General features: G+C 40.0%; 20 protein-coding genes. 4 read left to right on the forward strand and 16 right to left on the reverse strand.

Annotation, left to right across the window (positions count from 1 at the left end; genetic code table 11):
* Positions 1–533: 533 nt before the first annotated feature.
* Positions 534–1,670 carry a T9SS type A sorting domain-containing protein gene (locus NT175_03855; GenBank protein MCX6233844.1) on the forward strand — a complete coding sequence of 379 codons (1,137 nt, stop codon included), beginning with the start codon at positions 534–536 and terminating at the stop codon, positions 1,668–1,670.
* 196 nt (positions 1,671–1,866) lie between these two features.
* Here the strand turns inward: NT175_03855 and NT175_03860 are convergent, their stop codons facing one another.
* The 7 genes from NT175_03860 to NT175_03890 all read right to left on the reverse strand — a co-directional run bounded on the left by NT175_03860 (position 1,867) and on the right by NT175_03890 (position 10,124).
* Positions 1,867–4,575 (reverse strand): tetratricopeptide repeat protein, encoded by a 2,709-nt coding sequence (locus NT175_03860; protein ID MCX6233845.1) that lies wholly within the window; start codon positions 4,573–4,575, stop codon positions 1,867–1,869.
* An 11-nt stretch (positions 4,576–4,586) separates the two neighbouring features.
* Entirely contained in the window at positions 4,587–4,745 is a 159-nt protein-coding gene (locus tag NT175_03865; GenBank protein ID MCX6233846.1) for a hypothetical protein, read from the reverse strand.
* A complete protein-coding gene (locus tag NT175_03870) occupies positions 4,742–5,740 on the reverse strand; it encodes a hypothetical protein (protein MCX6233847.1) in 999 nt (332 codons plus the stop codon). The genes NT175_03865 and NT175_03870 overlap by 4 nt, the downstream gene beginning before the upstream one ends.
* A 181-nt stretch (positions 5,741–5,921) precedes the next feature.
* Complete coding sequence (locus NT175_03875) at positions 5,922–6,635, reverse strand: SAM-dependent methyltransferase (GenBank protein MCX6233848.1); 714 nt, start codon at positions 6,633–6,635, stop codon at positions 5,922–5,924.
* Entirely contained in the window at positions 6,623–7,591 is a 969-nt protein-coding gene (locus NT175_03880; protein MCX6233849.1) for a pyridoxal-phosphate dependent enzyme, read from the reverse strand. Before NT175_03880 ends, NT175_03875 begins: the two co-directional genes overlap by 13 nt.
* On the reverse strand, positions 7,591–9,027 hold the full coding sequence (gene dnaA, locus NT175_03885) for a chromosomal replication initiator protein DnaA (protein MCX6233850.1): 1,437 nt from the start codon (positions 9,025–9,027) through the stop codon (positions 7,591–7,593). Before dnaA ends, NT175_03880 begins: the two co-directional genes overlap by 1 nt.
* A 482-nt stretch (positions 9,028–9,509) precedes the next feature.
* The gene (locus tag NT175_03890) at positions 9,510–10,124 is read right to left on the reverse strand and encodes a YigZ family protein (GenBank protein MCX6233851.1); all 615 of its coding nucleotides are present in this window, start codon (positions 10,122–10,124) and stop codon (positions 9,510–9,512) included.
* A 153-nt stretch (positions 10,125–10,277) separates the two neighbouring features.
* On the opposite strand from NT175_03890, the gene NT175_03895 reads away from it, so the two are divergent.
* Positions 10,278–12,596, forward strand: coding sequence for an STAS domain-containing protein (locus tag NT175_03895; GenBank protein MCX6233852.1), 2,319 nt, complete (start codon positions 10,278–10,280; stop codon positions 12,594–12,596).
* On the opposite strand, the gene NT175_03900 is transcribed toward NT175_03895, so the two are convergent.
* The 6 genes from NT175_03900 to NT175_03925 form a co-directional block, all read right to left on the reverse strand.
* The gene (locus NT175_03900) at positions 12,589–13,041 is read right to left on the reverse strand and encodes a CoA-binding protein (protein ID MCX6233853.1); all 453 of its coding nucleotides are present in this window, start codon (positions 13,039–13,041) and stop codon (positions 12,589–12,591) included. The two genes, NT175_03895 and NT175_03900, sit on opposite strands and share 8 nt — an antisense overlap.
* Positions 13,042–13,159: 118 nt before the next feature.
* The gene (locus NT175_03905; GenBank protein MCX6233854.1) at positions 13,160–13,873 is read right to left on the reverse strand and encodes a protein-L-isoaspartate(D-aspartate) O-methyltransferase; all 714 of its coding nucleotides are present in this window, start codon (positions 13,871–13,873) and stop codon (positions 13,160–13,162) included.
* A gap of 128 nt (positions 13,874–14,001) precedes the next feature.
* Entirely contained in the window at positions 14,002–15,429 is a 1,428-nt protein-coding gene (locus NT175_03910; protein ID MCX6233855.1) for a T9SS type A sorting domain-containing protein, read from the reverse strand.
* Between the two features lie 5 nt (positions 15,430–15,434).
* Positions 15,435–17,336, reverse strand: coding sequence for a DUF3857 domain-containing protein (locus NT175_03915; GenBank protein MCX6233856.1), 1,902 nt, complete (start codon positions 17,334–17,336; stop codon positions 15,435–15,437).
* A 1-nt stretch (position 17,337) separates the two neighbouring features.
* Positions 17,338–19,386, reverse strand: coding sequence for a DUF3857 domain-containing protein (locus tag NT175_03920; protein MCX6233857.1), 2,049 nt, complete (start codon positions 19,384–19,386; stop codon positions 17,338–17,340).
* Positions 19,387–19,662: 276 nt separating this feature from the next.
* The gene (locus tag NT175_03925) at positions 19,663–20,637 is read right to left on the reverse strand and encodes an aminodeoxychorismate synthase component I (GenBank protein ID MCX6233858.1); all 975 of its coding nucleotides are present in this window, start codon (positions 20,635–20,637) and stop codon (positions 19,663–19,665) included.
* Positions 20,638–20,671: 34 nt separating this feature from the next.
* Between NT175_03925 and NT175_03930 the strand changes: the two genes are divergently transcribed.
* Complete coding sequence (locus tag NT175_03930; GenBank protein MCX6233859.1) at positions 20,672–21,280, forward strand: aminodeoxychorismate/anthranilate synthase component II; 609 nt, start codon at positions 20,672–20,674, stop codon at positions 21,278–21,280.
* A gap of 108 nt (positions 21,281–21,388) precedes the next feature.
* Here NT175_03930 and NT175_03935 read toward each other — a convergent pair whose 3' ends face one another.
* The 3 genes from NT175_03935 to NT175_03945 form a co-directional block, all read right to left on the reverse strand.
* Complete coding sequence (locus NT175_03935; GenBank protein ID MCX6233860.1) at positions 21,389–22,195, reverse strand: arsenite methyltransferase; 807 nt, start codon at positions 22,193–22,195, stop codon at positions 21,389–21,391.
* A gap of 45 nt (positions 22,196–22,240) precedes the next feature.
* Entirely contained in the window at positions 22,241–22,558 is a 318-nt protein-coding gene (locus NT175_03940) for a metalloregulator ArsR/SmtB family transcription factor (GenBank protein ID MCX6233861.1), read from the reverse strand.
* 111 nt (positions 22,559–22,669) lie between these two features.
* Positions 22,670–23,773 (reverse strand): DUF5009 domain-containing protein, encoded by a 1,104-nt coding sequence (locus NT175_03945; GenBank protein MCX6233862.1) that lies wholly within the window; start codon positions 23,771–23,773, stop codon positions 22,670–22,672.
* 138 nt (positions 23,774–23,911) lie between these two features.
* On the opposite strand from NT175_03945, the gene NT175_03950 reads away from it, so the two are divergent.
* The gene (locus tag NT175_03950; protein MCX6233863.1) at positions 23,912–24,775 is read left to right on the forward strand and encodes a nitroreductase; all 864 of its coding nucleotides are present in this window, start codon (positions 23,912–23,914) and stop codon (positions 24,773–24,775) included.
* Positions 24,776–24,787: the final 12 nt, after the last annotated feature.

Consider the following 24,787-nt stretch of genomic DNA (forward strand, 5'->3'; position numbering starts at 1 on the left):
GGAGATGTAGTTGAACAGTTTATGTTATGAGACGAAGATAAGATGTTTTTATTACATGATACAGAAAATTATTTTCCCATGCTGGCGCATTAGCGGCTATTAAGCAGGGAAAAGAAGTTGAACGAGGCGAAGCCGAGTGAAATCCCGACGAAAGTCGGGAGATGAAGAATTAAAGATACAAAATAAAAAATTCTTCATCAAATATTTTTCATTCTTCATCTCCCGGCCAAAACTCTACTGACTTTCACTTAAAATGAATGTCAAATTACAGTAGGACATTTCATCATCCCGTTTTACATATTTCTTACAATTGCATTATGTATTTTGTACTTTTATGCATTCCAAAGAAACTCTGATACATTTTTATTCAAACTTCAATACAAATAGAAATTGACGATCAGAAAAAAAATTACACAGCCGAAATCAATAAATACTTTACATAACTAAAAACCTAGGCAATGAAAAAGTCACCATTACTTTTAGTTTTTTTCTGCCTTTTCAGCATCACATCTTAGGCTCAGACAAGAGGAGCCTTGCGCGGCGAAATTTATGTCTCATCCCAAACATATGGCGGGTATGACGGCATGCATTATGCCATATTTTATTCGTCAAATAACGGGGAAACCATGACTTTGGAGTACGAAAATGTTGAGAACCAACCTGGGGTTATGTGGGTGAGTTTTGTGCTTGGCGATGCCACACCAGGTGTCGTATATAATCAGTATACTTACGGAATGAATAAATTGTGGGTGAGCTTTGATTATGGGGTGAATTGGGAATATAGAGGAAATAATCCCGATTATACCCATTTTTTTAGTGGTGTTAATCCGGGATTAATTTTTAAAGGAAATTATGAAGGTTTTTTTAAAAGTATAGATTATGGATTATCATTTGAACTTCTGCCTATTACCGTTATTTGCCCTTTTACAGAAGTCGGCTTTATTGAACCGGAATTTTTTGGTATTTATGGTGAACCTGGTGTTGGTTATAACTTTGTACATAGTGTTGATTATGGACAAACCTATACTGAAATCCCAATCGACAGTTCAGTTGCTTTTTGGCAGATATCCGGCATTTATCCTCAAATTTCTCGGGGTACTGAGCCGGGTGAATTGTACCTTGTTTCATGGTGGCCTGATTATCATTATAAAATATTTCATAGCATCGATACTGGATATTCATGGACGCTTAAATTTGAATCTGGTTTTATTGACTTATACGATTGGTCAGTAAAATACTTGGCCGGACGTCAATCAGGATCCTTTTATGTGTTCCGCTCCACGTTAGATCCGACTTTAAATCATAGGTTGTATTATATTGATTATAGTGAGGATTACGGAGAAACATTCATAACATATTTCCATGAACTTGATTCCATTTATACATCTGTAGCTGTCATCCAAAAAACTGATCTGAGGTTGTCGGCTTCGCCAAATCCATTTTCCGATAAAACCAATATCGTTTTTTCCATTACCCATGCAGCAAGAATTTCGATAAAAGTCTACAACGTCTTCGGCGCTCTTGTAGAAATTCTTTTTGATGAATTTACCGAAACAGGCGAGCATCGGTTTACCTGGTCACCGAAAAACCTCTCTGAAGGGATTTATTACTATTCCCTCGAAGTGAATAATGAGAAGAAAGAGGTGAAAAAGATGATTTTGCTGAGGTAAAAATGGGCCGGGAAATGAAGTTGAACGAGGCTAAACTGAGTGAAATCCCGACGAAAGTCGGGAAATTAAGAATAAGGCTTACAAAATGAAGCATTTTTCATCATACATTTTTCATTCTTCATACTTCATCTCCCGGCCAACACAAAGCTTTTGGTTATCCCTGTTAACGCAAGTTTACTAGACATGTCTGCTAAGATCAGGATGACTTGTCTCTCGTGAATCGTTCAAAGATTTTTCGTTCTTCCTGACTGAATTCATAAAGAGCTTTCTTGTCTTTTTTAAGGAAGTACCTTATGCCGATATCGAGATATCTGAGTGGATAGATGAAATCTGGTAAACCTGCAAATAATTCATTCAATATTTGCTTCAGAATTTCAAACTTCATCGGGTCGATTTTGTTGTTTTTCCGTAATAATCCGAAAACAATATTGGAAATAAGAGCTACCAGATGGTCCAGAGCTCCTTCACTTTCGCACAATGTTAATAGCCTGCTTAACACTTCCTTGATTTCAGTTTCACCGTTGTTGTTGATTAATCGTAATAAGGCATCTTCAATTCCAATCAGCTTAGGTAATCGGCCTTTTACTCTAAAAAATGCATCAACTTCAGTAATTGCAAGCTGTATTTCCTTCAGGGCAAACAAAACTTCCAAATAGGTTGAGAAATATAAAAACAAATCATTCTCATCTTCGTCGTAAGAGAAGCTGATAGCTTTTTGCAAGGCCTCTTTTGCCTTATTTAGCTGTCCATAACGATCAAATGAAACCCCAAGATTATTCCACACCCCGGCATCTTTTGGGTCGATTTCGATAGCTGAAGAATAATCCGAGATAGCGCCATTATAATCCTGCAACTCTGATTTAACAACACCCCTGGCGATTAAGGCACTAGTGTTTTTTGGGTCGATTTCAATAGCTAAAGAAAAATCCGATATGGCGCCCTGATAATCCTGCAAATTTGATTTAGCAATGCCCCGGTTGAAATATGCCTTGGCATCTTTTAGATCGATTTCGATGGCTGATGAATAGTCCAATACGGCGCCCTTATAATCCTGTATTTCTGATTTAGCATAACCTCGGTGGAAAAAGGCCTCAGCATCTTTTGGGTCGATTTCGATAGCTGAAGAATAATCCGATATGGCGCCATGATAATCCTGCATTTCTGATTTAACGTAGCCCCGATAAAAATAGGCCTTGACATCTTTTGGGTCGATTTCGATGGCTGAAGAATAATCCGAGATAGCGCCCTCATAATCTTGCATATTTGATTTAGCAAGTCCCCTGTAGAAATAGGCATCTGCATCTTTTGGATTAATTTCGATGGCTTTCCCAAGAGCTTCAATGGCATCCCCGTATTTACCAACTATGGCACTGGCTGTACCTATTATTCCAAGGATAAAATTGTTGTTGGGCATACTCACAAGGGCATCCCGTGCCATTTCAATCACTTTTTCCCATTCCCCGGAGTCCCCCAGTGATATAAGACTTTTAATAAAAGATTGATCTAACTCTTTCCAGGTGGATATCTCATCAATTAACCGGCCGGCCTCTTCCGGATCACAGCAGGATTCCAGCTTCCTGATATCTTCTTCATTTACTGTCCAATGTTTTAAATAGTCGGATCTTACTATTTCATAAATTCTGGCTTCATCATTATAGAGCCTTTTGAGCGGCTCCGGTTGAAAACGTTCCAAATAGGTATAACTGAGATATTTTGCTTTCAATTGCCCAGAAGAAAAAACCTTGCCTAAAAAGTTGGTGAACAATTTGATAATTCCATTACGGTCTTCATTGATTTCGATGCACATACGTAGAAGAGGTTCACTGATATCATAGTACTTGTCTCTTCCTGTTTCGTTTACCGGATGTAAGTATCCCAATCGCTGCAGTTCCGAGATTAGTTTGGATATTGTATTTTTGTCGAGGAAACAATCCCGGGCTATGTCGGCACCTTTTTGGGGATTGCGTTTAAGGCTGAGGTATTGAATTATTTTCTGCTGCTGGGGCGAAAGGTTTCTGATAAAACTATCATAATAGGGCTTCAGTTCGTCAAGGGATTTAAGAAAAACTTCCGAGAGTTCGCTCCTGAAATCCGCTTTCAGGAAATCATAAAACACCAGTAAGAGCCGGTGGTTGCCCCTGGTAAATTCATGTATGGTTTCGAGATAACCTTTTCCTGTGGGCGTTTCCATAAATTTCACCATGTCCTCATTACCCTCGGCCTGGCTCACCTTTTTAATAAATTCCAGAGATTCGTCAAGATCGAGCCGTTTAAGATGGATTATATCGAAGAATCCATAAAGAGGATTGGAATCATTAGAAAGGCTTTCAATAAGTGATTGATTGGTAGCAATGATTGAAACCTGGTTGAATTGCTGAATAAAGTCCCTGAGGCGGGATATCTCTATCACCTTATTCTTCCAATCCATCCCCCGCATGACGGTATCAAAGTTTTCGATAAGGATAAGCAGAATTTTTTTATCAAGAAAGCGACGCAGGATTTTTTCAGCGCTATTAGTCCACTCCCTGGGTGGGATTTCTTTCAACTGCTCGACCTCATTAATAAGGAATTCAGTTTTAACTGGATCATCACTCCACCGCTTTAATGCTTCAAAGATGCGCTGTAACAAATCAAAATACGAGCCTATTCCGGTTTCTTCTTCTACCATGTAAGCGATTTCATGCTTGCGCATGTACTTGTCGTTTTTTGACAAGCGTTCATATACGAGCCTGAGGATATGGGTTTTACCGCTGCCTCGTGGGCCAATGATAAGATGCTGTGAAGGCATACCACCTTTCGTTTGTTGCAGTTGTGCTTCAACCAGCATGTCAACTATATGCTTCCGCCCGGTGAGCATTTTTTCCAACTTCGCAGGATTCTCTATTTTTGCATTAAATAAGTACATAGCATGAAGAATTAAGTATAATTTAGTTTCCACCATTTTTTTAAAAGGCTATACCTGAATGAATAACTTATTGTATCTTCATCATCTAACCTGTCCAAATACATATCCTCATATAGCTCCCTAAGCATTCCAGAAATTTCGGAATCATCGGCTACTATGTTTTGTTTCACAAGGTTGATAAGTTTATTGGACGTGATTGGTTCCGCACTTTTACATAAAATACGCAAGAGTTCATGAGCCATTTTTTTTCCTTATCGGCATAATAAGTATCAATACGTTCGGTAAAATGCCCGAACTGGTTATTATGCTCGCGGGCCGAAACGAACTCTGAAATGGTTTTATCAATTACTTCATTTGAAACAGAATTACTTTGTGCATTAAGTTTCAGTTGAGTAAATATTCGGTCGATAAAAAAAGGGAGGTAGGAGGTGGCTTTTGCCAGATGAGAAATATCGGAAATATGCATTTGGTTTTTTTTTGATAAATGCCTGATCAGTGCCTCGGCATCTGAAGGACTCATTTCTTGTACAATATAGTGATGCATATTATTAAGCGGAGCTCCGCTGTATCTATGTTCCTTCTTCAGATAATTGATAACGAGGTTCATGCCAACAGAACCACAATAGATAAACCTGAGGCCGGAACGTTTTTCATATTTCTCCCTGATTGTCCTTAGTTCATCCAGTATTTCTTCGGCCTGGATGTGATTACCATTACTAATAAGGTTCCACAGCATTTTAGGAAACTCGTCCAGCATGAGAATGACTCTATCCTTGTGTTTTGAGATAAGATCATCAATAATTAGATTGAAGATGACTTTCCAGTGTCTGGTAAATTCGGGAGTTTTAAAATAACCAAAATCTTTGTTCCCTAAATTGTGGTTTAGCCAGTCAAGTACTTTTTTGAAATCGTTTTTCTTTATCAATCCTTGTTCAATCAGTCTTTCCCTGATTACATTCACAAATTCTTCGGCAGTCTGTACCGATTCGACAAAGCAGAGCATTGACTTCTGTCCGTATGAGGAGATTTCATCCATTTTGGTGAGAATCATTGTTTTACCCATTCTGCGGACGGAACTTATCACCACACTACAGTGTTCAAGGATGATCCGGAGATCATTAATTTCTTTTTCCCTTCCGATTATATCAGATACAATTGGTTTCATAATACTGATTTTAATATTCATTTATATCGTACGATAAAAACATCGTACGATAAAAATAGCGCAAATATAATACATTTTTTTGTAAATCCGGTATTTCGTAGAATTTTTTTTGATTTTTAGAACCACTCGCTGCAAACGCGCGCCAGCGGTGGTAGTATAGGTAGTACTACTGACCGGGATTTTATTTGTAAATCAGAAACACCGCCGGCCTCTTATTTATTTCGGGTCTGTCTTTCTTCCATTCACTGATGCTCAAAGTTCTGATGAACTCAGCGTCCGTTGTCAGGTCGCAGGCAATGCACAGCATCGTCTCGGATGCGCATACCTCTATTACAGACTCGAACATCACCATGTTCCTGTATGGGGCTTCGATGAAAATTTGCGTCTGGCTGTCTTTATAGACTTTTTTCTCCAATTCTTTTAATGACCGGAGTCTCTCATTTTTATTGACAGGCAGATAGCCATGGAAGACAAAGTTCTGTCCGTTGAAACCCGATGCCATGAGTGCCAGGATGATCGACGATGGACCGGTTAAGGGAACCACACGGATGCCACTAAGGTGTGCTTCCCTGACAATACCGGCACCTGGATCAGCCACACATGGCGCCCCAGCTTCCGATAATAGCCCTATATCATTGCCGGATAGCAGTGAATCAATGACAGGACGGATATCTCCCTCTTCCGAATGTTCATTGTAAATATAAAACCTGACAGTCTCAAAGTCCCTCATATAACCTATCCTACGAAGAAATCTCCGTGCAGTTCTTTCTTCTTCAACGACAAATTCACTGAGTTGCAACATAATTTCCCTGTTTCGGACCGGTATGACAAGGTCGATGTCAGAATCGCCAATTGCCGAGGGGAGTAAATAAAGTTTTCCGTTCATCTTATCCATGATATCTTCATCAAATCAACATTCCCACCCGATAAAATAATCCCGATCTTTTTACCTTTTATCTCCAAAGCCTGGATATCACCCGATTTGCTGATTTCGAGGAGAGCAGCTACCGGCACGGCTGATGAGGGCTCAATAATGATTTTCATCCGTTCCCATATCAATTTCATGGCGTCGATGATACTCTCCTCCCTGACTGTCAATATTTTATGAACATAATCAAGGATGATTGGGAATGTCAGGCTTCCTAAAGAGGTCAGTAATCCGTCGGCAATGGTATTGGGATTGACTGAGGGGACAAATTTCCTGGTTGTGAACGACAGGAAAGCATCGTTGGCCTGTTGAGGTTCGGATCCCACGACTAAAGTCGTGGGGGAGATATAGGCGGTGATGAGAGCAGTGCCACTCAACAGGCCACCGCCGCCGACAGGGGTGAGGATATAATCGAGGTGGGGCACATCTTCGATAAGTTCTTTTGCCGCTGTCGCCTGACCAGCAATAGTCCGGTAATCATTATAGGGATGCAGCTCTGTGGCATTCGTCTTGGCCATGACCACTTTCAGGGTTTCTTCTCTGGATGCGAGAGTGGGTTTACAGAAGGTGATGATGCCGCCATAGTTCCGCACAGCGTCTACCTTTACATTGGATGATGTTTCGGGCATCACAATGTATGCCTTAATGCTGCGGTTATGCGCGGCCAGAGCCAGCGCCTGGGCATGGTTGCCGGAGGAATGTGTGCAGACACCATTCTTCACCTCCTCATCCGTGAGTGAGAAAACTCCATTGGTAGCACCGCGAAATTTGAATGCTCCTGCCTTCTGAAAATTTTCACATTTAAAAAATACTTCAGCACCCAGCAGGGCATTAATATTTTTTGAGGTCAGGATGGGTGTGCGGTGAATATAGTAGTGAATACGTTTGGCTGCCTGTTCAATGGCCTTCAGGTCGGGAACCATTATAATTTAATCTTTTTATCCAGTTCTTCAACGTAGGTCCTGAATTGTTTGTCGGTTTCGATGAGGTTATTCACTGTCCGGCAGGCATGCAATACAGTTGCATGGTCTTTGTTTCCGCAATGCAGCCCGATTGTGGCCAGCGATGATTTAGTATGTTTTTTTGAGAAAAACATCGCCAGCTGTCTCGCCTGAACGATTTCCCTCTTCCTCGTTTTGGAATTAATCATGTCAACAGGAAGTTTGAAATAGTCGCAGATAACTTTTTGTATATAATCAATGGATATTTCCCTCGATGTATTCTTGACGAACTTGTCGATCATCTGCCGTGCCAGCTCGATGGTGATGACTTTTTTATTTAAGGATGACTGGGCCAGGATGGAAATGAGCGCTCCTTCCAGTTCACGTATGTTGGTGGTGATGCTGTAAGCCAGGTATTCAACCACGTCATTTGGCATGTCGATGCCGTCATTATAAAGTCTTTTCCTCAGGATAGCGATGCGTGTTTCCAGGTCGGGCACCTGGAGATCAGCGGCCAGCCCCCATTTAAAACGGGAGAGGAGACGTGGCTCAATGCCCTGGAGTTCGACGGGAGGCTTGTCGGAAGTGAGGACGACCTGTTTAAAGTTTTGATGAAGATGATTGAAAAGGTGGAAAAAGACATCCTGCGTTTTTTCTTTATTTGTAAGAAAATGGATATCGTCCATGAGCAGCACATCAATCATCTGGTAGAAGTGGACAAAGTCGTTATGGCTGTTATTCTTTACTGCGTCAATGAACTGGTTGATGAATTGTTCGGCCGACACGTACAGGACGATCATTTCAGGGAAGGCGTTTTTGACCTGCAATCCAATGGCATGAGCCAGGTGAGTCTTGCCTAGACCCACATTACTATATATGAATAATGGGTTAAAGGCCGTTTTGCCAGGGTTGGTAGCTACAGCAAAACCGGCTGATCGTGCCAGGCGGTTGCAATCACCTTCAATAAAATTATCAAAAGAATATGACTCTACGAGTTGTGAGTTTATCTTGAGCTTCTTCAGCCCGGGGATCACAAATGGATTCGGTATTTCTTTTGATTTGCCTCTGTTGAGGTCGATAGGCATGGAGACGGGCTGATTTTTTGTAGCTTTCCTGTTTGTCGTCGGAACCTTGATAGTATAAGGAGCTGAATTATTGTATGATGCATCCATGACAATGCTGTATTCCAACCGGCCATTTGCACCCACTTCGTGTTTGATCGTCTTTTTCAGTAAACTGATATAATGCTCCTCCATCCACTCATAAAAGAACTGACTTGGTACCTGGATAGTCAGAACATTGTCATCAAGTTTGACAGGGATAATCGGTTCAAACCATGTTTTATAGCTTTGATAGTTTATATTATCTTTTATGATTTTCAGACAATTGTTCCAAACCTCTGAATGATCTTTTTTCACTGGTGTCGTTTAACTCAAGCTTTTTAATACAGAATTTTTAATAAATTTTCGCTAATCTATTCTTTACCAGTTCGATTGAACCAGTTTTTATAGTCCTGTCTTTCTCGAGAGGGGGTGGTATTTATTATTCACAAAAGTGATGTAAAAAAAGTTTAAAAAAAAATGTTTTTTCTATTGATTATTAAAAAAATTGTCTTATGATGAATCCGTTTGCATACCTGAAAATATAATAAATTTCTGCTTGAAAATATTCTATAAAGCTTTGAAACAGAATAAAAAAATTCATAAATAAAGACGATCAGATACTTTTTTAAAGATATAAAAATAATCGGGAGTTTTAAAAGAAAAAAAACACCCTTTCTGTTAAATTTTATGAGGGATAATTTTGGATACCCAATATACTTTTTATAGGTTTAGAATTTTTGTACCATGTAGCTGACTCAGATAGGGATAATGAATATAATGTACATGGCATAGAATTATTACTGTGATTTCAAGTAGTTAAATTTCAGATTGTTAATTTTAGATAATCTTTCGCAGACGCGATGTGCCTGCAATTTTCGTACCGTGAAAATGATCCGGCAACGGAGGTCAAATGCAGTTTCAATTTGTTCAATGTTCTCCTCTTTCATGATTTTCATTACATCATTCATCGCCTGGTAGTCGAAATTAATCTCAATAAAGTCTTTAACGGTTTTGGTGACCATGATGGCTTGGTCAAGAGCCTCTCTGGCCGCAGTCCTGTATGCGTTTATCAGCCCCGGTATGCCCAGTTTGGTTCCTCCGAAGTACCTGACTACCACTATTAATACGTTGGTCAGGTCATTTGATACCATCTGTCCGTATATTGGCCGTCCGGCGCTGCCTGAGGGTTCACCGTCATCATTTAACCGGTAAGAGGACTTATCCGCACCCAGCACCCAGGCATAGCAATGATGTAAGGCATCATGATATTCCTTTCGCAGGCCCATAAGGATTTGTTTAATGGATTCTTCGTCCTCAACAGGATAGGCAAGGGCAATGAAGCGGCTGCCACGGTCACGGTACTGGCCTGATGAGGATGAAGCAATGGTGCGGTAAGTGTCGTTTGCAGGCATGTTTTATTTTCCCGGATAAAAATAGCAAATAAAATCGAAATCGGGATTGATGTGACAGGTGTCAATCTGAATCCGTAATGACAATTCCGGAATGTATTTTATACATTTGCACTATTGTGTGATTAAAAAATGTAGCAATAAAATTTTTCATAGATGCAAATTACTGTTCAAATGCGGGAAGGAGTGCCCGTCTTCATCCTCAACGGCCAGTTCAATGCTCTCGGTGCGGCTTCATTTGATGAGGAGGCAGCCAAACTTCCATCCGATATCCATTATGTCATCATTGATTTCTCGGATTGCCAGTTTCTGACCAGTGCAGGGATCCGTTCACTGATCAAGCTCGAAAAAAAGCTGCTGGAGAGAAAAGGCAGAATACTGCTGGCACACCTGTCAAATACTATCCATCAGGTTCTCGAGATATCAGGCTTATCGCGCCAATTCAGGCTTTTCGATACCGTCGGCAATGCCTCGGCATGGATACAGGCTTCAGAGGATTCGATGAAACACATCGTTTCATATAAAAAGAGTGAACGCAAATATCTGGTCACGGATTTATCCATCGAAGGCACACAACTGCATATCTGGGGATTGTCACCAGGCAGGCAGGCCGAAAATTTCATACATGCTGCGTTAAATGAACTCGATCTGGCCATTGGAACAGGTTGCCTCTCCGCCAGCCGCGAACAGGCTAATGTGTATGAAGGCCCATTCCTGTCAACAGGGACATTTTTTGGCTTCATTCCCTTTGACAGGTCTCTCCCATACGATTATCTCATAGCAGCAAAACCTTCCGAAACAGGTGTGTATATTAAAAGTGGCTTTAATTTCAGAGGGAAACCATCAGTGATTTTCGAAACAGACTTGGATTTCTCAGGGAGATACAGCCAGATGGTTCAGGATGTTTTCTCATTCATGAAAGAGAAGTTACACCATATTCCTGCAATTGCCGGATTTCTATATTATTCTGAATATGATTTTCCCGCCGAAGATGTCAGGGAAATTGAACGGAAAGAAAAATGCCTGTTGTCATTTTCTGTGGCCATAAACGATGCCGGCCTGTCGGACCTTAATGATGACGCGCTGGAGCGGTCGCTCGGAAATATAGGTTTCACAGCCATCAATGAGGATATCCGTTTCTTTGGTCTGACGGTGACACTGAGTGAAACAGAAGAAATCAAGGATTACTCGGATATTACGCATAGCCTGCATTCATTTATTGATTCGGATAACTTAGCCGCAATCATTCCGCTGGATAAAGATACCAGGATTACAAAGGGTAAGATATGGGTATATATTCCGGATACCATTCAAAATGCTGAGGATGCCCGCCTGAAAATTGAAACCGTCGGAGATTTTCCGGTGCCTGATGAATGGCAGATCATTATCAGGAATATCTATAAAGATTGCAGCAGGGTTGTTCTTGATCCCATTCATGGCGGATTCTCTGCAAAGACCTTTCATGTGACCAGCTTCGATGATCAGGGCCGCAGGAGGTTGCCGACAGTATTGAAAATGGCTGGTATCGATATCATCGACAGGGAAGAAAAAAATTATAACCGCTATGTAAAAAACTATATCCTCAATAACAGCACCTCCATTATGGGCAGCTATAAATATGGCGAATGGAAAGGTCTCTGCTATTCCTTTGTTGGGATCAATGGGCCCGACAGCATCATTACGTGGCTCACCCATATTTACAAATCACAGCCATCAGTGAAACTGGCACCCATATTCGACCGCATATTCACTGATATCCTTCGGCCATGGTATGGGCAACCAAGGCTTGAAACTATTTTTCCTTTCAGAGATCATAATCCTTTACATACCTTCTTCCCGGACATTTTTAAGGATGCCGAAAATATTTTATGCATAAGGTCTGATAAACAGTACATTCATATCCCTGAACTGGGCCGGGAGATAATCAATCCCTACTGGTTCCTTGAACATGAATTTAAAAGGAGGGAGAATTATTCAAAACTCTGGTACACGTGCATCACACACAGGGATCTGAATATGCAAAATATCCTTCTCGATGAGGTGGAGAACATTTACATCATCGATTTCTCTGAAACACAAGCAGGCAATGCCATTGCCGATTTTGCCAGGCTGGAGCCTATCCTGAAGATCGAGATGACAGATCTTAAAAATGACGCAGATCTCAGGGCCATTCTGGAATTTGAACAGGGTTTGCTTGTGCCGCAGAGGCTGAATGAAAAGCCTGAACTGAGTTATCATGGCCATGACACAGCCGTACCAAAGGCCTATGAAGTGATTTGCCGGTTACGACAGTATGCCGACAAGGTGACCATTTTTGAGGAGGACATACTTCCATATCTCCTGGCGGTGCTGGAATGGACTTATCCTGTTGTCAGTTACAAAGGAGTTGACTTGATCAGAAAACGTTACTCTGCCGTGAGCGCTGCTTTGATCTGTGAGAAAATAATGGAACTGGATAAAAACAGCCTTACTTAGGATATTTCCCGAAAACCTTCACAAAGAATCTGTGAAACCTGTGGAATGACCCGACAGGATGCGAAAACATAAGGATACATTCCTTAAATACGATATTGCTCTTGCTGGTATTAGCATACTCAATTACCGCTTTATTCTCAGCGCCTTGCTGTATCCAGAAATGCTTTATTCCGCGTTCTTCGCCGGCTTTGATAAGATCAAGCGTTTTGAAGGGATTTGTCGTGATGACTATTCCTGTAACATCCGGCGGTAAAGACTTGATATCAGGGTAACATTTCTCGCCCTGAAAAACATCCATGTGAGGATTTACCGGATATACTTTCAGGTCTTTCTTTTTCAACTCTTTAAAAGCTGCATTACCGAACTTATTTTCTTTCCTTGAAACGCCGACTATAGCGATGGATTTTTGGCTTGTGAAATCCTGAACTGATTGTAGGGTTGTCATAGTAAGAGAATTTTATTTCTGGAAATGAATTTTTATTACGGCAAATATCGCAAAGATCATTAAGTATACCAATGAATTTCCTGAAAATTCTCTAAAAGGCTTTTAATGTCAGCTAATACTACTTGTCCCTTGTCAGCGGAACAAACCTTACCGGTATTAAATCCTGTGTGATGGTGCGGTTACCTTTCTTTTTTACAAGTATCAACGATTGCACCATGTATGGATCACCAACAGGCAAAACCATGAGTCCTCCATCCTTTAACTGGTCAATAAGTGGTTGAGGGATATCCTCGGCTCCTGCAGTCACTATTATGGCATCAAAAGGTGCAAACTCATCCCATCCGTTATATCCATCACCACATTTAACGGTAATGTTCTTGTATCCCAGGGTCTCGAGTCTTTCTTTTGCAGAATTAGCGAGCTCACAGATGATCTCGATGGTATAGACATGGGCGACAATTTCAGCCAGTACAGCGGCCTGGTAGCCGGAGCCTGTTCCAACCTCGAGGACTTTATAACCGGATTGTGGCTTGATGACTTCAGTCATATAAGCTACAATGTAAGGCTGAGAGATGGTTTGCCCGGATCCAATAGGCAAAGGATGGTCTTCATAAGCACTATTCAGATATAGATCAGGAACAAACAGATGCCGCTCAACAGTGCGCATAGCCCGCAAAACTGCCGTATCCTTCACTCCTCGACGTTCGATCTGATCAATGACCATACGTTCCCGGCGTATCGTATAAATGTCTTCCTGGGCGTGGGAACAACCGGCGATAAGAATGAGGATGAACCAAAGACCAATCGTTATACAAAAAGGCTTGATTATCAATTTACTACTTATTATTTGCATAAGGGATTAAACAAAAGATTTATACCATTAAATTACACAAAAATGAACGTTAATCCAATTGTTTTTTGATATATAAATTAATTGGTGTTCATGTCCCCAAATGGATTTCACCTGATAAGAAGCATTTTCCCTGAAAAAAACCGGTCATCGATTGTTATTTCGTAATAATAGATACCGGATTTATGACCCCGTGCATCCCAATGGATGCCATGTTCACCTTTTTCCTGAAATGTATTGACTAATCCGGTGACCTTTTGTCCCTGATGATCAATTATTTCAATCTGGATGTTTGCCGGTTCATCTAAGGTGTAAATGATTGTGGTCGATTCTGAAAACGGATTCGGTATATTATAGGTTCTTAAATTTCTAACGGAGAAAATGTCATCCTGGGTGGACAGAATCCCTTCTTCATTAAGCTTCAATATCCACATATCACTGAATTCACCAAATTGATAGCTTGTAGTCCCTCCAACGATATACCCTCCATCATCTGTCTGATGAATTTCTTCGGCCCATGAGTCTGAATAAGCATTTTTTTGATAAAACCTTGTCCAGACAGAATCCGCGGTTTCATCTAATTTCATTATAAAAAGACCATTTTCTCCTGATAGCTGCCGGCCGTGGCCTGAACAGATGAATCCACCATCGGAGGTTTTTTCTATCAGGTAGATACTCGACCCTGGCTCCATTGCATAAGATTTATCCGTCAGTATATTTCCATTTGCATCCAGATAATAGAAAATGATCAAGTTACCATAATCCTGCGTCACAGCAACAATATACTGGTCGTTATTGGTTTCTTCAACTGAAAAGGCAATTTCATAGTCAGCAGTGCCGAAAGTTTTTGTCCACAGCGTGTCACCGTATCGGTCAAGTTTCATTGAAAAAATATCGTACCCGTTTTCAGGATTGGTGTATATCTGTCCGACCATAATGTACCCTGTATCCGATGTCTGTTTCATTTGATAAATGACTCCATAATCTTCGCCCTGGTAAGTTTTTATCCAATCTGTTTCTCCGTCTTCATTTAGTTTCAGAAGGACAATCTTATCAGGCCATTCAGAATAGTTACAACCAAGGACTATATAACCCCCGTCAACCGATTTAATGACATCATTGGCGAGAAGTTCCTCAACCTCATATTGATAAGTCCATATTGTATCACCCGTTTCTGTCAATTTTATGATCTTCATTTTCGTTCCCTGGCTTACTGAAGTCGGCGACGTGAATCCGGATACAACATAACCTTCGTCGTTACTTTGAATGACGGATAATGCCCAGTCCGCCTTTTCGAAGTCAAAAATTCTCGTCCACAGTGTATCACCAAGAACATCCAGCTTCAATATCCACATGTCATTTGTATCGTAATTGATGCCTGTACAGCCGGCAACGATATACCCTCCGTCGGATGTGTGTTTGATGGATGAAGCCACTTCTTTACCACCTCTGGAATAGGTTTTCTCCCAGGTAAGCGTTTGTCCACTGACAATGATTGTCAGGAAAAACAGTGAAAGTGTCAGGAAATGACTTTTCATGATGATTATAACGTTCTTGTCAAAACTGCCTGAATTTTATCAGCGTTATAAATCTTTTGAAGAAAGTCAACTAACTCCGGATAGGTGGAAGCAGGTGATATAATTTTATTCATTTTTAAACCTCTAATATAAAATATCTTATTCTCTTGCTGACCAGTGGTCATATAGTATTCCCCAAAAGTAGATGAAAATTGTATGTTTTCCGGAATAGATTCGATTTTAAAATTATCAGGAATATGAAAGATGATGGTATCGGCATTCTGAAAAGGGTATCTGATGACAACTTCTGTTTTTCGTTCATCAATGGTTTTTGGGACTGAGGAAAGTTTGCCAAGGGGATTAAGTGAAATAAACATGCGTTTCCCCGTCACTGAGGCATAGGTATTCAGAATTAAATCCAACTCTTCATGAACCCGAGGTACCGGGTTTGATTCGACTTTATAGAATATGTTCTTAATTATATAATTAGATAGTGGTAACGTGTTGTAATACCATTTTTTTTGTTCTTCAGAAGACTTATTGATTACCACTGATATATCATCGAATTTTAGCCCTGAATAGGTCGTTTTGACAGAGGCTTTTGCTGAACCGGATCCATCTATGTGCATTTCCATTTTTCTGGAACGGGTATTGTCAGCAAGTCCATAGGAGTTGGTTTTAACAATTTTGCCGCCATCTTCTGTTATGAGAAGAACATGACGGTCATCTGTAAAGTTACCGGTATAACCAAATGGATTTGTTTTACTTGTACATTCGAGCCATATTGTATCTTTTTCATTGGGTACGCAAAGTATGATATGATTCGTCTGGTTCGAAGGAAAATCAATCATCAGATCCATTTCATTATTTCCGGCTCTCACCTCAGTATAATACGAGTTAATGCCTGCAGCATTTAATAAAGCTCTTGTATAATTTACAAGAGCTTTACAATCACCATATTTCACTTCATCCACCTTATCTGCACCTATTGGCTGGAAACCGCCGATTCCGAGCTGAATACTGACATATCGTGTTTTTTCCTGGACATAGTTGTAAACCCTTCTGATGATTTCAATTCTGTTTTTACAGTCCATTGTCAGTTCTTTAATTTCTGTGATCGTAGATTCAGGCAATATATCCCTTCCGGCTAATAAATCCTTAGTCCACTGACCATAACTCTCCCAGCTCTCCATGTTACCTTTATAACCGCCATATTTAAATTCATTTGGTGCTGTAATGACCAATGGAGTATATTCGTACAGATAAGGACAATATGGTTCTTTTTCTTTGACGGTCAAATTACTGACACTCCATTGATAAATTGTTGTACCCTTTTCATAAGAAATCTTTACCTGTTCCGGGATATTTAATTCCTTATATCTGAAATTCAGATTTTTAGGCATAATAATTTGAAAGGTGGAATGTTGCACTGACAGATCATAGTCGTATTGTGGTTGCCAGACGGGGTAATTAATTAAACTGGAGTAGGTTACTTTATAATTATACTCAACGGTGAATGGATATGAGTTGACGTTGGGAGTAAAATGCCTGACCCTGTTTTCTTCATATAATGAAAACCCACTGGCAGCACTGAAATCTTCAAAGTCAGCATTTTTAAGCTTTAATATAAGTTCTCCCTCCTTGTTATAAATTTTCCCATCAATCTCTGATATTCTAATAAATGAATTATAAAAGACATTAAGATCAGCAAACACATCACCGCTTTTGTTTAGTACGGTTATTGCCAAATGAACTTTTTTAATAGCCATACTAATAGAATAGACCGTAAATATCAGATCATAGTCTCGGTATATGGCAGCAGTATTTTCCAAAAGGGGAGAAGGAATTTCAGCCACACTATAGTTCTCCTGACCAGATACAATGATCGAAAATATAAGCAGGAAAGCTAAAATCAGTCTGAACTTCATATCATTGATTTTTTCTGACGAGAACAATTTGCTGAGACTGTTTGGTTACTATCTGGTTAAAATATTCTTTAATGACAGGATATTCACCTGGCAGGAAGAGAGTCCGATCAACCGTATATTTACTTGTTAACTGATATATGTTTCCTGTCTTTGTAATATTATATATGAATTTCCCCCCTGAATTGGGTAATGTAACATTTGCATTTTCAGGCATTTCTTCGGCTTCATATTCTTCCGGGACTTCAATGCGGACAACATAGTTAATTTCGAATGGGTGCCCGAAATCAACAGGAAATTTTCTCTCCTCAAGTTTGAAAGGATTGATTTTTTCCTGGTCGATAAGCATTGGATTTAAGTATATCCTGTCACTAAATCCCTGAGCAAGGCCCGTTAATGTTATCTCAGAATTGAATCTCAATGATGAATAAACATTATCAAGGTTTTCAAAGCTGTACTTTGTGACCGTCAAGCCGGGATGGTCGTTTTGAAGTTTTTCAATATAATCTTGAATATTGACCTCAGCAGTTATTTCCTTTCTTCTGTTTAGTGCGGCATAACCATCTAAGTCAATAATATAAGATCCTGCGACAGTTCCATCGGGAGTGATTTTAAGCTCAGCTATGACGGTCTCTGAATATTTGTTGTTCGGTTTGATATCAAGATCTTTTGAGCCTTTCTCGCTTATGATTCTGCTGTTAAAGTTTAAACACCTGTAAGGCAGAAGGTTTGCAGGACATAGAGGCTCCGTAGCATCTAACAGGTAGGAGGTATCATTGATGTTAACAGCAACAATAACATAGTTGAACTGGGTAAGTGAGGGATGGGCTGGATGAAGTATGCCGTTATCCCTGGTGCTTAAAATGGCCGGTTCAGCATTCAGTCCGGCTTGTCGGAGCATAACTGCCAACGCGAGATTTATGTCTGCAACATTCCCTGTTCCTTTATCATAAGCTTCTTTAATATTGGTGGTGACATATTTACTCTTTTCATTATTCCATTTATAGTGAGTTTTTGTATAATCATATATCACCCTCATTTTTTCCCGTGGATTATTTATTCCGGAAATTAGTGATTCGACAGTTTCCGAAATAAATCCTTTTCGATTCAACTGCAAACCAAAATCTTCGTCTTCAATTAACAATTCATTAATCGCCTCCCATGTCTGTGTATAATCTTTCCTGGCGGAATTGGGATATTGGATATTCGCCAGCTCAAATTCGATACTCGTAAAATAATTATTAATAGTAGTCATGTACGGTTCCTCAACCAGTGCCGGCACATTTTGTGTGACCAACCTGTAACGATTTGATTGAAAATTGATTGTTTCTATCTGCGATGTCCGGTTCACTGCATATCCTTCCTGCGTCTCGGTTTTAACGGTATAATTTATCGATCCGGGAACTCTTGTCTTCTCATTGATGAAGAACGGTTCATATCCTCTTGAACTCAGATTGTAAGTAAAATATTCGGGAATGGTTACCATATATTCACTCCAGATGATCGGAATGGCAGATTGGAATTGCCACCCCCTAAGGTTGAACATAAAATCGGATATGATCGTATATTCATATTCTATGATGCAACCATCAGCGATTCCAGGCAATGTGAATTTGCAGTTGTCCCAGTTGGACGAGGATTCTTCAGTAAATACCGCATTTTTCTTCATTGAAGTCTCAGCGATCTTCCCTTTTTCATCAAAATTATAGGTGGAGGCCTTCACTGAAGTAAGTTTTTCTCTTGAAGTCATATCATGATACAGAGGAATCCTGACATTGGCCCATTCATAACCATTCTTATTAAATATCTTAATCCTGGTATGATGTTCAAATTTAATTTGAAACCCATCCTGTTCACTATATTCGAAATATGATTTGCCGAAATCGCCCAATACAACAGCACTCGCATTTGTATCTTGCGAATAGACGGTCATTTTAAGTTCTTCCGGAACGATTTTACCATACTTCATCGGTGACTTTTGCGAAAATGCAGCTTGATTCAGTGATAGAAGCAGGACGAACGCAAAGGGAATTAAAGCTAAATTTCTTTTCATTTGTAACTATATTAAGATGTTAGTTTTCACTTCATTTAAAGTAAAAATTTAAAAATAGAATATATAAACATATTATACAAATTTTTGAAAAGGAATATATTAACAAATTATTTTAAAATTTAATTGAAGTGGCAAAAGAGAAGGTAATAATGCGAAAATGAAGAATCTTATTCTACTTTTTTTATGGGTCATTACATTAATGCGTACTTGGGGTTAGAATTCGTAATTCATATTACTTTCGTTACCCTAAAAGTACGCATTTTTTTTAATCCTGTTTTATATTATCGACACATATACTTTATCAATCATTTCCTGGTATTCTGAATGCACATCGCTGAAAGAGGTGATGCCGCCACCACTTTTATATATCAGGCCATGACCGGTTTTTTCAATAAAACGTATCATGACGCCACTATCGAGGTTTTCGCCATCAAAAAAACCAAAAATACCCGTATAAAACCCCCGTTTATAACCCTCAACCTCCAAAATGATGTCCACTGTTTTTTTCTTTGGCGCACCCGTCACTGAGCCGGCAGGCAGCAGAGTGAAGAGCACTTCTCCGATATGACCCTGGTAACCTGCACTGAGTTCCCCGGTGATTTTAGAGCTTACCTGCAGCAGGTTTTTGTCTTTCGTGTAAACTTTATCGATATACCTGAATTTCTCCACGACCACTCTCTTTGCCACCATATTCAGGTCATTGCGGATAAGGTCGACAATGGTATAATGTTCAGCCGTCTCCTTTTTATCGTTAAGAATTATCTGCGTGGCATTGGCCAACGACGCATCAATCGTCCCTTTCATCGGGTAAGAAGAGATATGGCCATTATTCATCTGCACAAAAGTCTCAGGAGAAAATACGATAAACTTATCCTGAAAAAGTAATTTGTACTTTGCTGAGCTTAAAACGAATATCTCTTTCAGGATCATATTGGTATCAACAGGTGTCGGGCATGTCAGGTTTATCAGATAGGTGTTGCCTGCAGCAATGTTCTTCATGACCATGTCAAATCTGTAAGAATAGTCCTTAAAAGAAACAGGATGTTTTTCAAAATGAATAACTTTATCAGGACGTTCAGGATGGGAATAATTCGTTAATCCATTGATATAGAAGAGAATGTCATTTCCTTCTGCTTGATCTAAGGGAAAAATATATGATTCAATCATCTCAAAATCAATGATAAACAGAAACGGGATCCTTCTCTTTCCCATATCATTCATTTTTCTGATGGTTGTTTCTGTATTTGACATTACATGCAGACTTTTTAAGTACTGAGATGAATCCATGAACCCACGGCTGCTTATCATCGATAACTTTGATTCATTCACTTACAATGTAGTTCAGATCATTGAAGAGCATGGAACCTGTCACTATGACGTAATCAAGAATGATAAAGTCGATATCAAAGCTGTTGCAGGCTATGATAAGATCATTTTTTCTCCCGGTCCCGGCATTCCTTCTGAGGTTCCCGTCATGAATGAGATCATCGGTATCTATTGTAAAGATAAATCAATTCTGGGGATTTGTCTGGGATTCCAGGCTATCGTTGAATACTTTGGAGGAAAGCTTTATAACCTGCCGGGAGTATATCATGGGATAAAGCAACGAATCAGAATTATGGATACCGCGGATTACCTGTTTGCCGGTCTTCCTGAAGATATCTATGTCGGACTGTATCACTCCTGGGCTGCTGTTCCGGATAATATCCCGGAGGCGCTCCGGGTCACCTCAGTGAGTGAAGATGACATTATCATGTCAGTCACTCACGTTAACTTTGATGTTAAAGGCGTCCAGTTTCACCCAGAATCATTCATGACGGATTCAGGCCGGCAAATCATTCACAACTGGCTGGATTATTGCCCTATACTGGTCGACTCAACGAAATATTTGTGATCGAACATTAATTAAAGACTATCCTACCCGTGGATGTTCCTTGATCTGATTTTACATTGACCAGATAAATACCCTTAGCCATGCCTGACCCGGGATACGGGAACAGTATTAAGATTTGTGTGCCCTTACCGTTATGCTGTAAATTCCGGAAACCTTCTGCCGCAATTCACTGATTTTCTCCGCAGAAAGGTATTTTTTCAGCATTTCATCCGGCAGATCGATTTTCTTTTCCTTTGGGATGTCAATATCCCGGAATCCCGCATCGCTGACAATCCGGAGGTATTCGTCTTTTTGAACGGCCCCCGAAACACAACCTGCCCAGAGGATGGCATCTTCTTTTAAGGCATCGGGCATGACACCATTCAGCACAATATCTGAAACGCAAAAATGGGCACCCTGTTTCAGCACACGATATATCTCACTGAAGGCTTTCGCTTTATCGGGCACCAGGTTAAGCACACAGTTACTAATGACTACATCCACAGAATGATCAGGCAAAGGGATGTGCTCAATGTCACCGGTAATAAATTCGATATTCTGGAAGCCGAGTTTATAATTATTCATTTTAGCCTTTGACACCATTGACGGCGTGAAATCCAGTCCGATGACCTTACCTTGTTCGCCAACCAGTGCCCTTGCCACAAAGCAATCGTTTCCGGCACCGGAGCCCAGGTCGAGCACCGTGTCGCCCTCTTTTATACCGGCATATTCTGTTGGTAAGCCGCATCCGAGGCTCAGATCAGCGTCAGGATTATAACCTTCCAGATCATGGTATTCATCACTGAAGACAGTGTAAGTGCTCTCATCTTCGGGAAGGCTTGAACAACCACAGCAGGACTTGTTCTTCATGGAATTATCGGCAATCTTTCCATATTTTTCTCTGACAATGTCTTTAATGTCTTTTTTTGTTTTCATCTGTTTCATTCATTAAAAGTGATCGGATTAAATGTCAATTCGTTGTCAGCAACAACTGATATCGCTGAAGAATTTATTTATTAATGTTTTAAATTTTGTAATGGCAGTGGAGGAAAGGCAGTAGTTGATTTTTACGCCGTCAATTTCACCTTTGATCATTCCGGCTTTTTTTAGTTCCTGTAAATGTTGCGACACAGTTGTCCGGCTTAAAGGGATCTCATTTGAGATGTCGCCTGATATGCAGGTTTTTGTTTCTGCAAGATATTTGAGGATGGCTACTCTGGCAGGGTGTGACAGGGCTTTGGCTATGAGCGCTATCTCGCGGAGTTCCTGGTCAAAAACATCTGATTTTGTATAAGTCATACATTTTATGTTATATGACGCAAACATACGACATAATTTAATAGCTTTAACAAAAGATGTAGTTTTTTTGAAATTATTTTTGAACTCCCTGATGATTGATTGAAAACCTCCTTAAACTTTAAGAAAGATTTTCTTCTTGTATAAAAAGTACAATAGAAGCCATTCAATAAGTATTACCATCAATCCCATGAAGACGGGTTGCCAGTTCTGACTTACAAAGGCCATCAATCCGCCAAAAATGTGGTTTGCAGGAATTGAAAAATCGATAAGCGATGTTGCCATGTAAATGGTTATCGGATTCAAGCCAATGACAACAAATGGGAATGCCCATTTCCTGAATTCCAGAACGTCGATAATCAGGTAAAAAACAGTGAAAAATAAAACCGACCATGCTGCGGCATACAGAACAAAGGAGCTCGTCCAGAGTTTTTTATTGATAGGAAGCCATAAATCCCATAGCCTGGCAAGCATAAAAAGAAAAATGAATGCAAGAAGCAGATATCCGGTTTTATGCAGTCCTTTGATCCTGGTCATTTTGACAAATGATCCTGTTACAGCACCGAGGAGTGCAGTTGCCACTGCAGGTATCTTGACAAGGATTCCTTCCGGATCGAAGATACCTTCATAGAACTTACCGGGTAATAAAAGTCTGTCGACATAGCCATTAATGCAACCATCGATGGTCAGAACACCAGCACCAACGTCTGGAACCGGAACGAGTTTGAGAATCGCCCAATATCCCAATAATAGCCCGATGATCCAGATAATCTGTCGCTTCACATTGGTATTGAGATAGATAATAGCAGCGAAAAAATAGGCTATTCCGATGTGTCCCAGGACACTGGCAAACCGGATCTGGGAAAAATGAAGATCATATAACCCATTATAGATGATGCCAAATAGCACAAGTAACAATGCCCTCCGAAAAACCTTCAGATATATCCTGCTTTTAGGAATGCCGTTTTCAAGTTGTCTTGATAAGGAAAAGGGCATGGTCATGCCCGACAGGAATAAAAACAAAGGGAATATCAGGTCATAAAAATGGAATCCATTCCATTCAACATGTTCGAGCTGACTCGATAACCATATGGTCCATGTCCATCCCGTACAGGCCTTTAAGGAATGGATGACATATTCGCCCCCGATGATCCAGAACATGTCGAATCCCCTGAGGGCATCAATTGAGTAAAGTCGCTGGGATTGCTGCATTATCATAATAACAGGTATTTCAGAAAAGCATTTTGTTTTAAAAGTGAAAGCGCATGCAAGTTGCAAAATTTTTATTAATTTCTTCCATGGCTGAGCATTCATTAAATCATCTAAATTTGGCGGAATTTTAAACTCTTCTTGCTGATGAATTATGACCTTTCAGTATTTGTTGCCATTCAGAAAAGGAAGTCCATTCGGACATATGAAAAGACAGACATTGACAATAATGTAACTGCTGATATTATTAAAATTCTTAACACTGATAATACGGGCCCATTCGCTAACAGAGCCCGTTTCAGTATTATCAGAACTGATGATTACAAGGATCAGAATGCCCGGCTTGGAACATATGGTTTTATCGGCGGCGCTTCCAGATTTATTGTAGGTGCAGTGCAGAAAAATGATCCAATGAACCTGGAGGATTATGGCTATATCCTGGAATCAAAGATTCTTCATTTTACGCAAATGGGATTGGGGACATGCTGGATTGGAGGATCATTACGAAGAAGTGAATTCGCAAAAACCATCACATTGAAAGAGGATGAAGTTATCCCCGCCATTACACCTATAGGATATAGTAAAGATGGTTATGATTTCAGGGATAACCTGATCAGGATAGTGGCTGGTTCTAAACACCGAAAACCCTGGAAAGAACTTTTTTTTGATGAAGATTTTTCCAGACCTTTTCCAAATGATGATTCACAGGGTTTTTCAAGAGTCCTTGAAATGGTGCGGCTTGCTCCCTCAGCAAGTAATCGCCAGCCCTGGAGATTGATCAGACAGGGAACCCTGTTTCATTTTTATCTTTTCAGAAGAAATCCTGACAAAGTTTCAGCATCTGATGTTGATCTACAGCGGATTGATATGGGCATTGCATACTGTCATTTTGAATTATCTGCCCGGGAGCTTGGACTTCGGGGAAAGTGGTTGATAAATAAACCCGGAATTGTTTTAGATGCTAGCATGGAATATTGTGCATCGTGGGAATGGATTCATTTTCATATTTGACTTAGATTTTCC

Source organism: Bacteroidota bacterium (genome assembly GCA_026391695.1).
Classification (GTDB): domain Bacteria; phylum Bacteroidota; class Bacteroidia; order Bacteroidales; family JAGONC01; genus JAPLDP01.

What these genes read in the sequence shown, in the direction of transcription:
- NT175_03860 (MCX6233845.1), bottom strand. Translation starts at nt 4,575, where the DNA reads ATGTACTTATTTAATGCAAAAATAGAGAATCCTGCGAAGTTGGAAAAA.
- NT175_03870 (MCX6233847.1), bottom strand. Translation starts at nt 5,740, where the DNA reads ATGAAACCAATTGTATCTGATATAATCGGAAGGGAAAAAGAAATTAAT.
- NT175_03875 (MCX6233848.1), bottom strand. Translation starts at nt 6,635, where the DNA reads ATGGATAAGATGAACGGAAAACTTTATTTACTCCCCTCGGCAATTGGC.
- NT175_03880 (MCX6233849.1), bottom strand. Translation starts at nt 7,591, where the DNA reads ATGGTTCCCGACCTGAAGGCCATTGAACAGGCAGCCAAACGTATTCAC.
- NT175_03890 (MCX6233851.1), bottom strand. Translation starts at nt 10,124, where the DNA reads ATGCCTGCAAACGACACTTACCGCACCATTGCTTCATCCTCATCAGGC.
- NT175_03895 (MCX6233852.1), top strand. Translation starts at nt 10,278, where the DNA reads ATGCAAATTACTGTTCAAATGCGGGAAGGAGTGCCCGTCTTCATCCTC.
- NT175_03900 (MCX6233853.1), bottom strand. Translation starts at nt 13,041, where the DNA reads ATGACAACCCTACAATCAGTTCAGGATTTCACAAGCCAAAAATCCATC.
- NT175_03910 (MCX6233855.1), bottom strand. Translation starts at nt 15,429, where the DNA reads ATGAAAAGTCATTTCCTGACACTTTCACTGTTTTTCCTGACAATCATT.
- NT175_03915 (MCX6233856.1), bottom strand. Translation starts at nt 17,336, where the DNA reads ATGAAGTTCAGACTGATTTTAGCTTTCCTGCTTATATTTTCGATCATT.
- NT175_03920 (MCX6233857.1), bottom strand. Translation starts at nt 19,386, where the DNA reads ATGAAAAGAAATTTAGCTTTAATTCCCTTTGCGTTCGTCCTGCTTCTA.
- NT175_03925 (MCX6233858.1), bottom strand. Translation starts at nt 20,637, where the DNA reads ATGTCAAATACAGAAACAACCATCAGAAAAATGAATGATATGGGAAAG.
- NT175_03930 (MCX6233859.1), top strand. Translation starts at nt 20,672, where the DNA reads ATGAACCCACGGCTGCTTATCATCGATAACTTTGATTCATTCACTTAC.
- NT175_03935 (MCX6233860.1), bottom strand. Translation starts at nt 22,195, where the DNA reads ATGAAAACAAAAAAAGACATTAAAGACATTGTCAGAGAAAAATATGGA.
- NT175_03940 (MCX6233861.1), bottom strand. Translation starts at nt 22,558, where the DNA reads ATGACTTATACAAAATCAGATGTTTTTGACCAGGAACTCCGCGAGATA.
- NT175_03945 (MCX6233862.1), bottom strand. Translation starts at nt 23,773, where the DNA reads ATGATAATGCAGCAATCCCAGCGACTTTACTCAATTGATGCCCTCAGG.
- NT175_03950 (MCX6233863.1), top strand. Translation starts at nt 23,912, where the DNA reads ATGAATTATGACCTTTCAGTATTTGTTGCCATTCAGAAAAGGAAGTCC.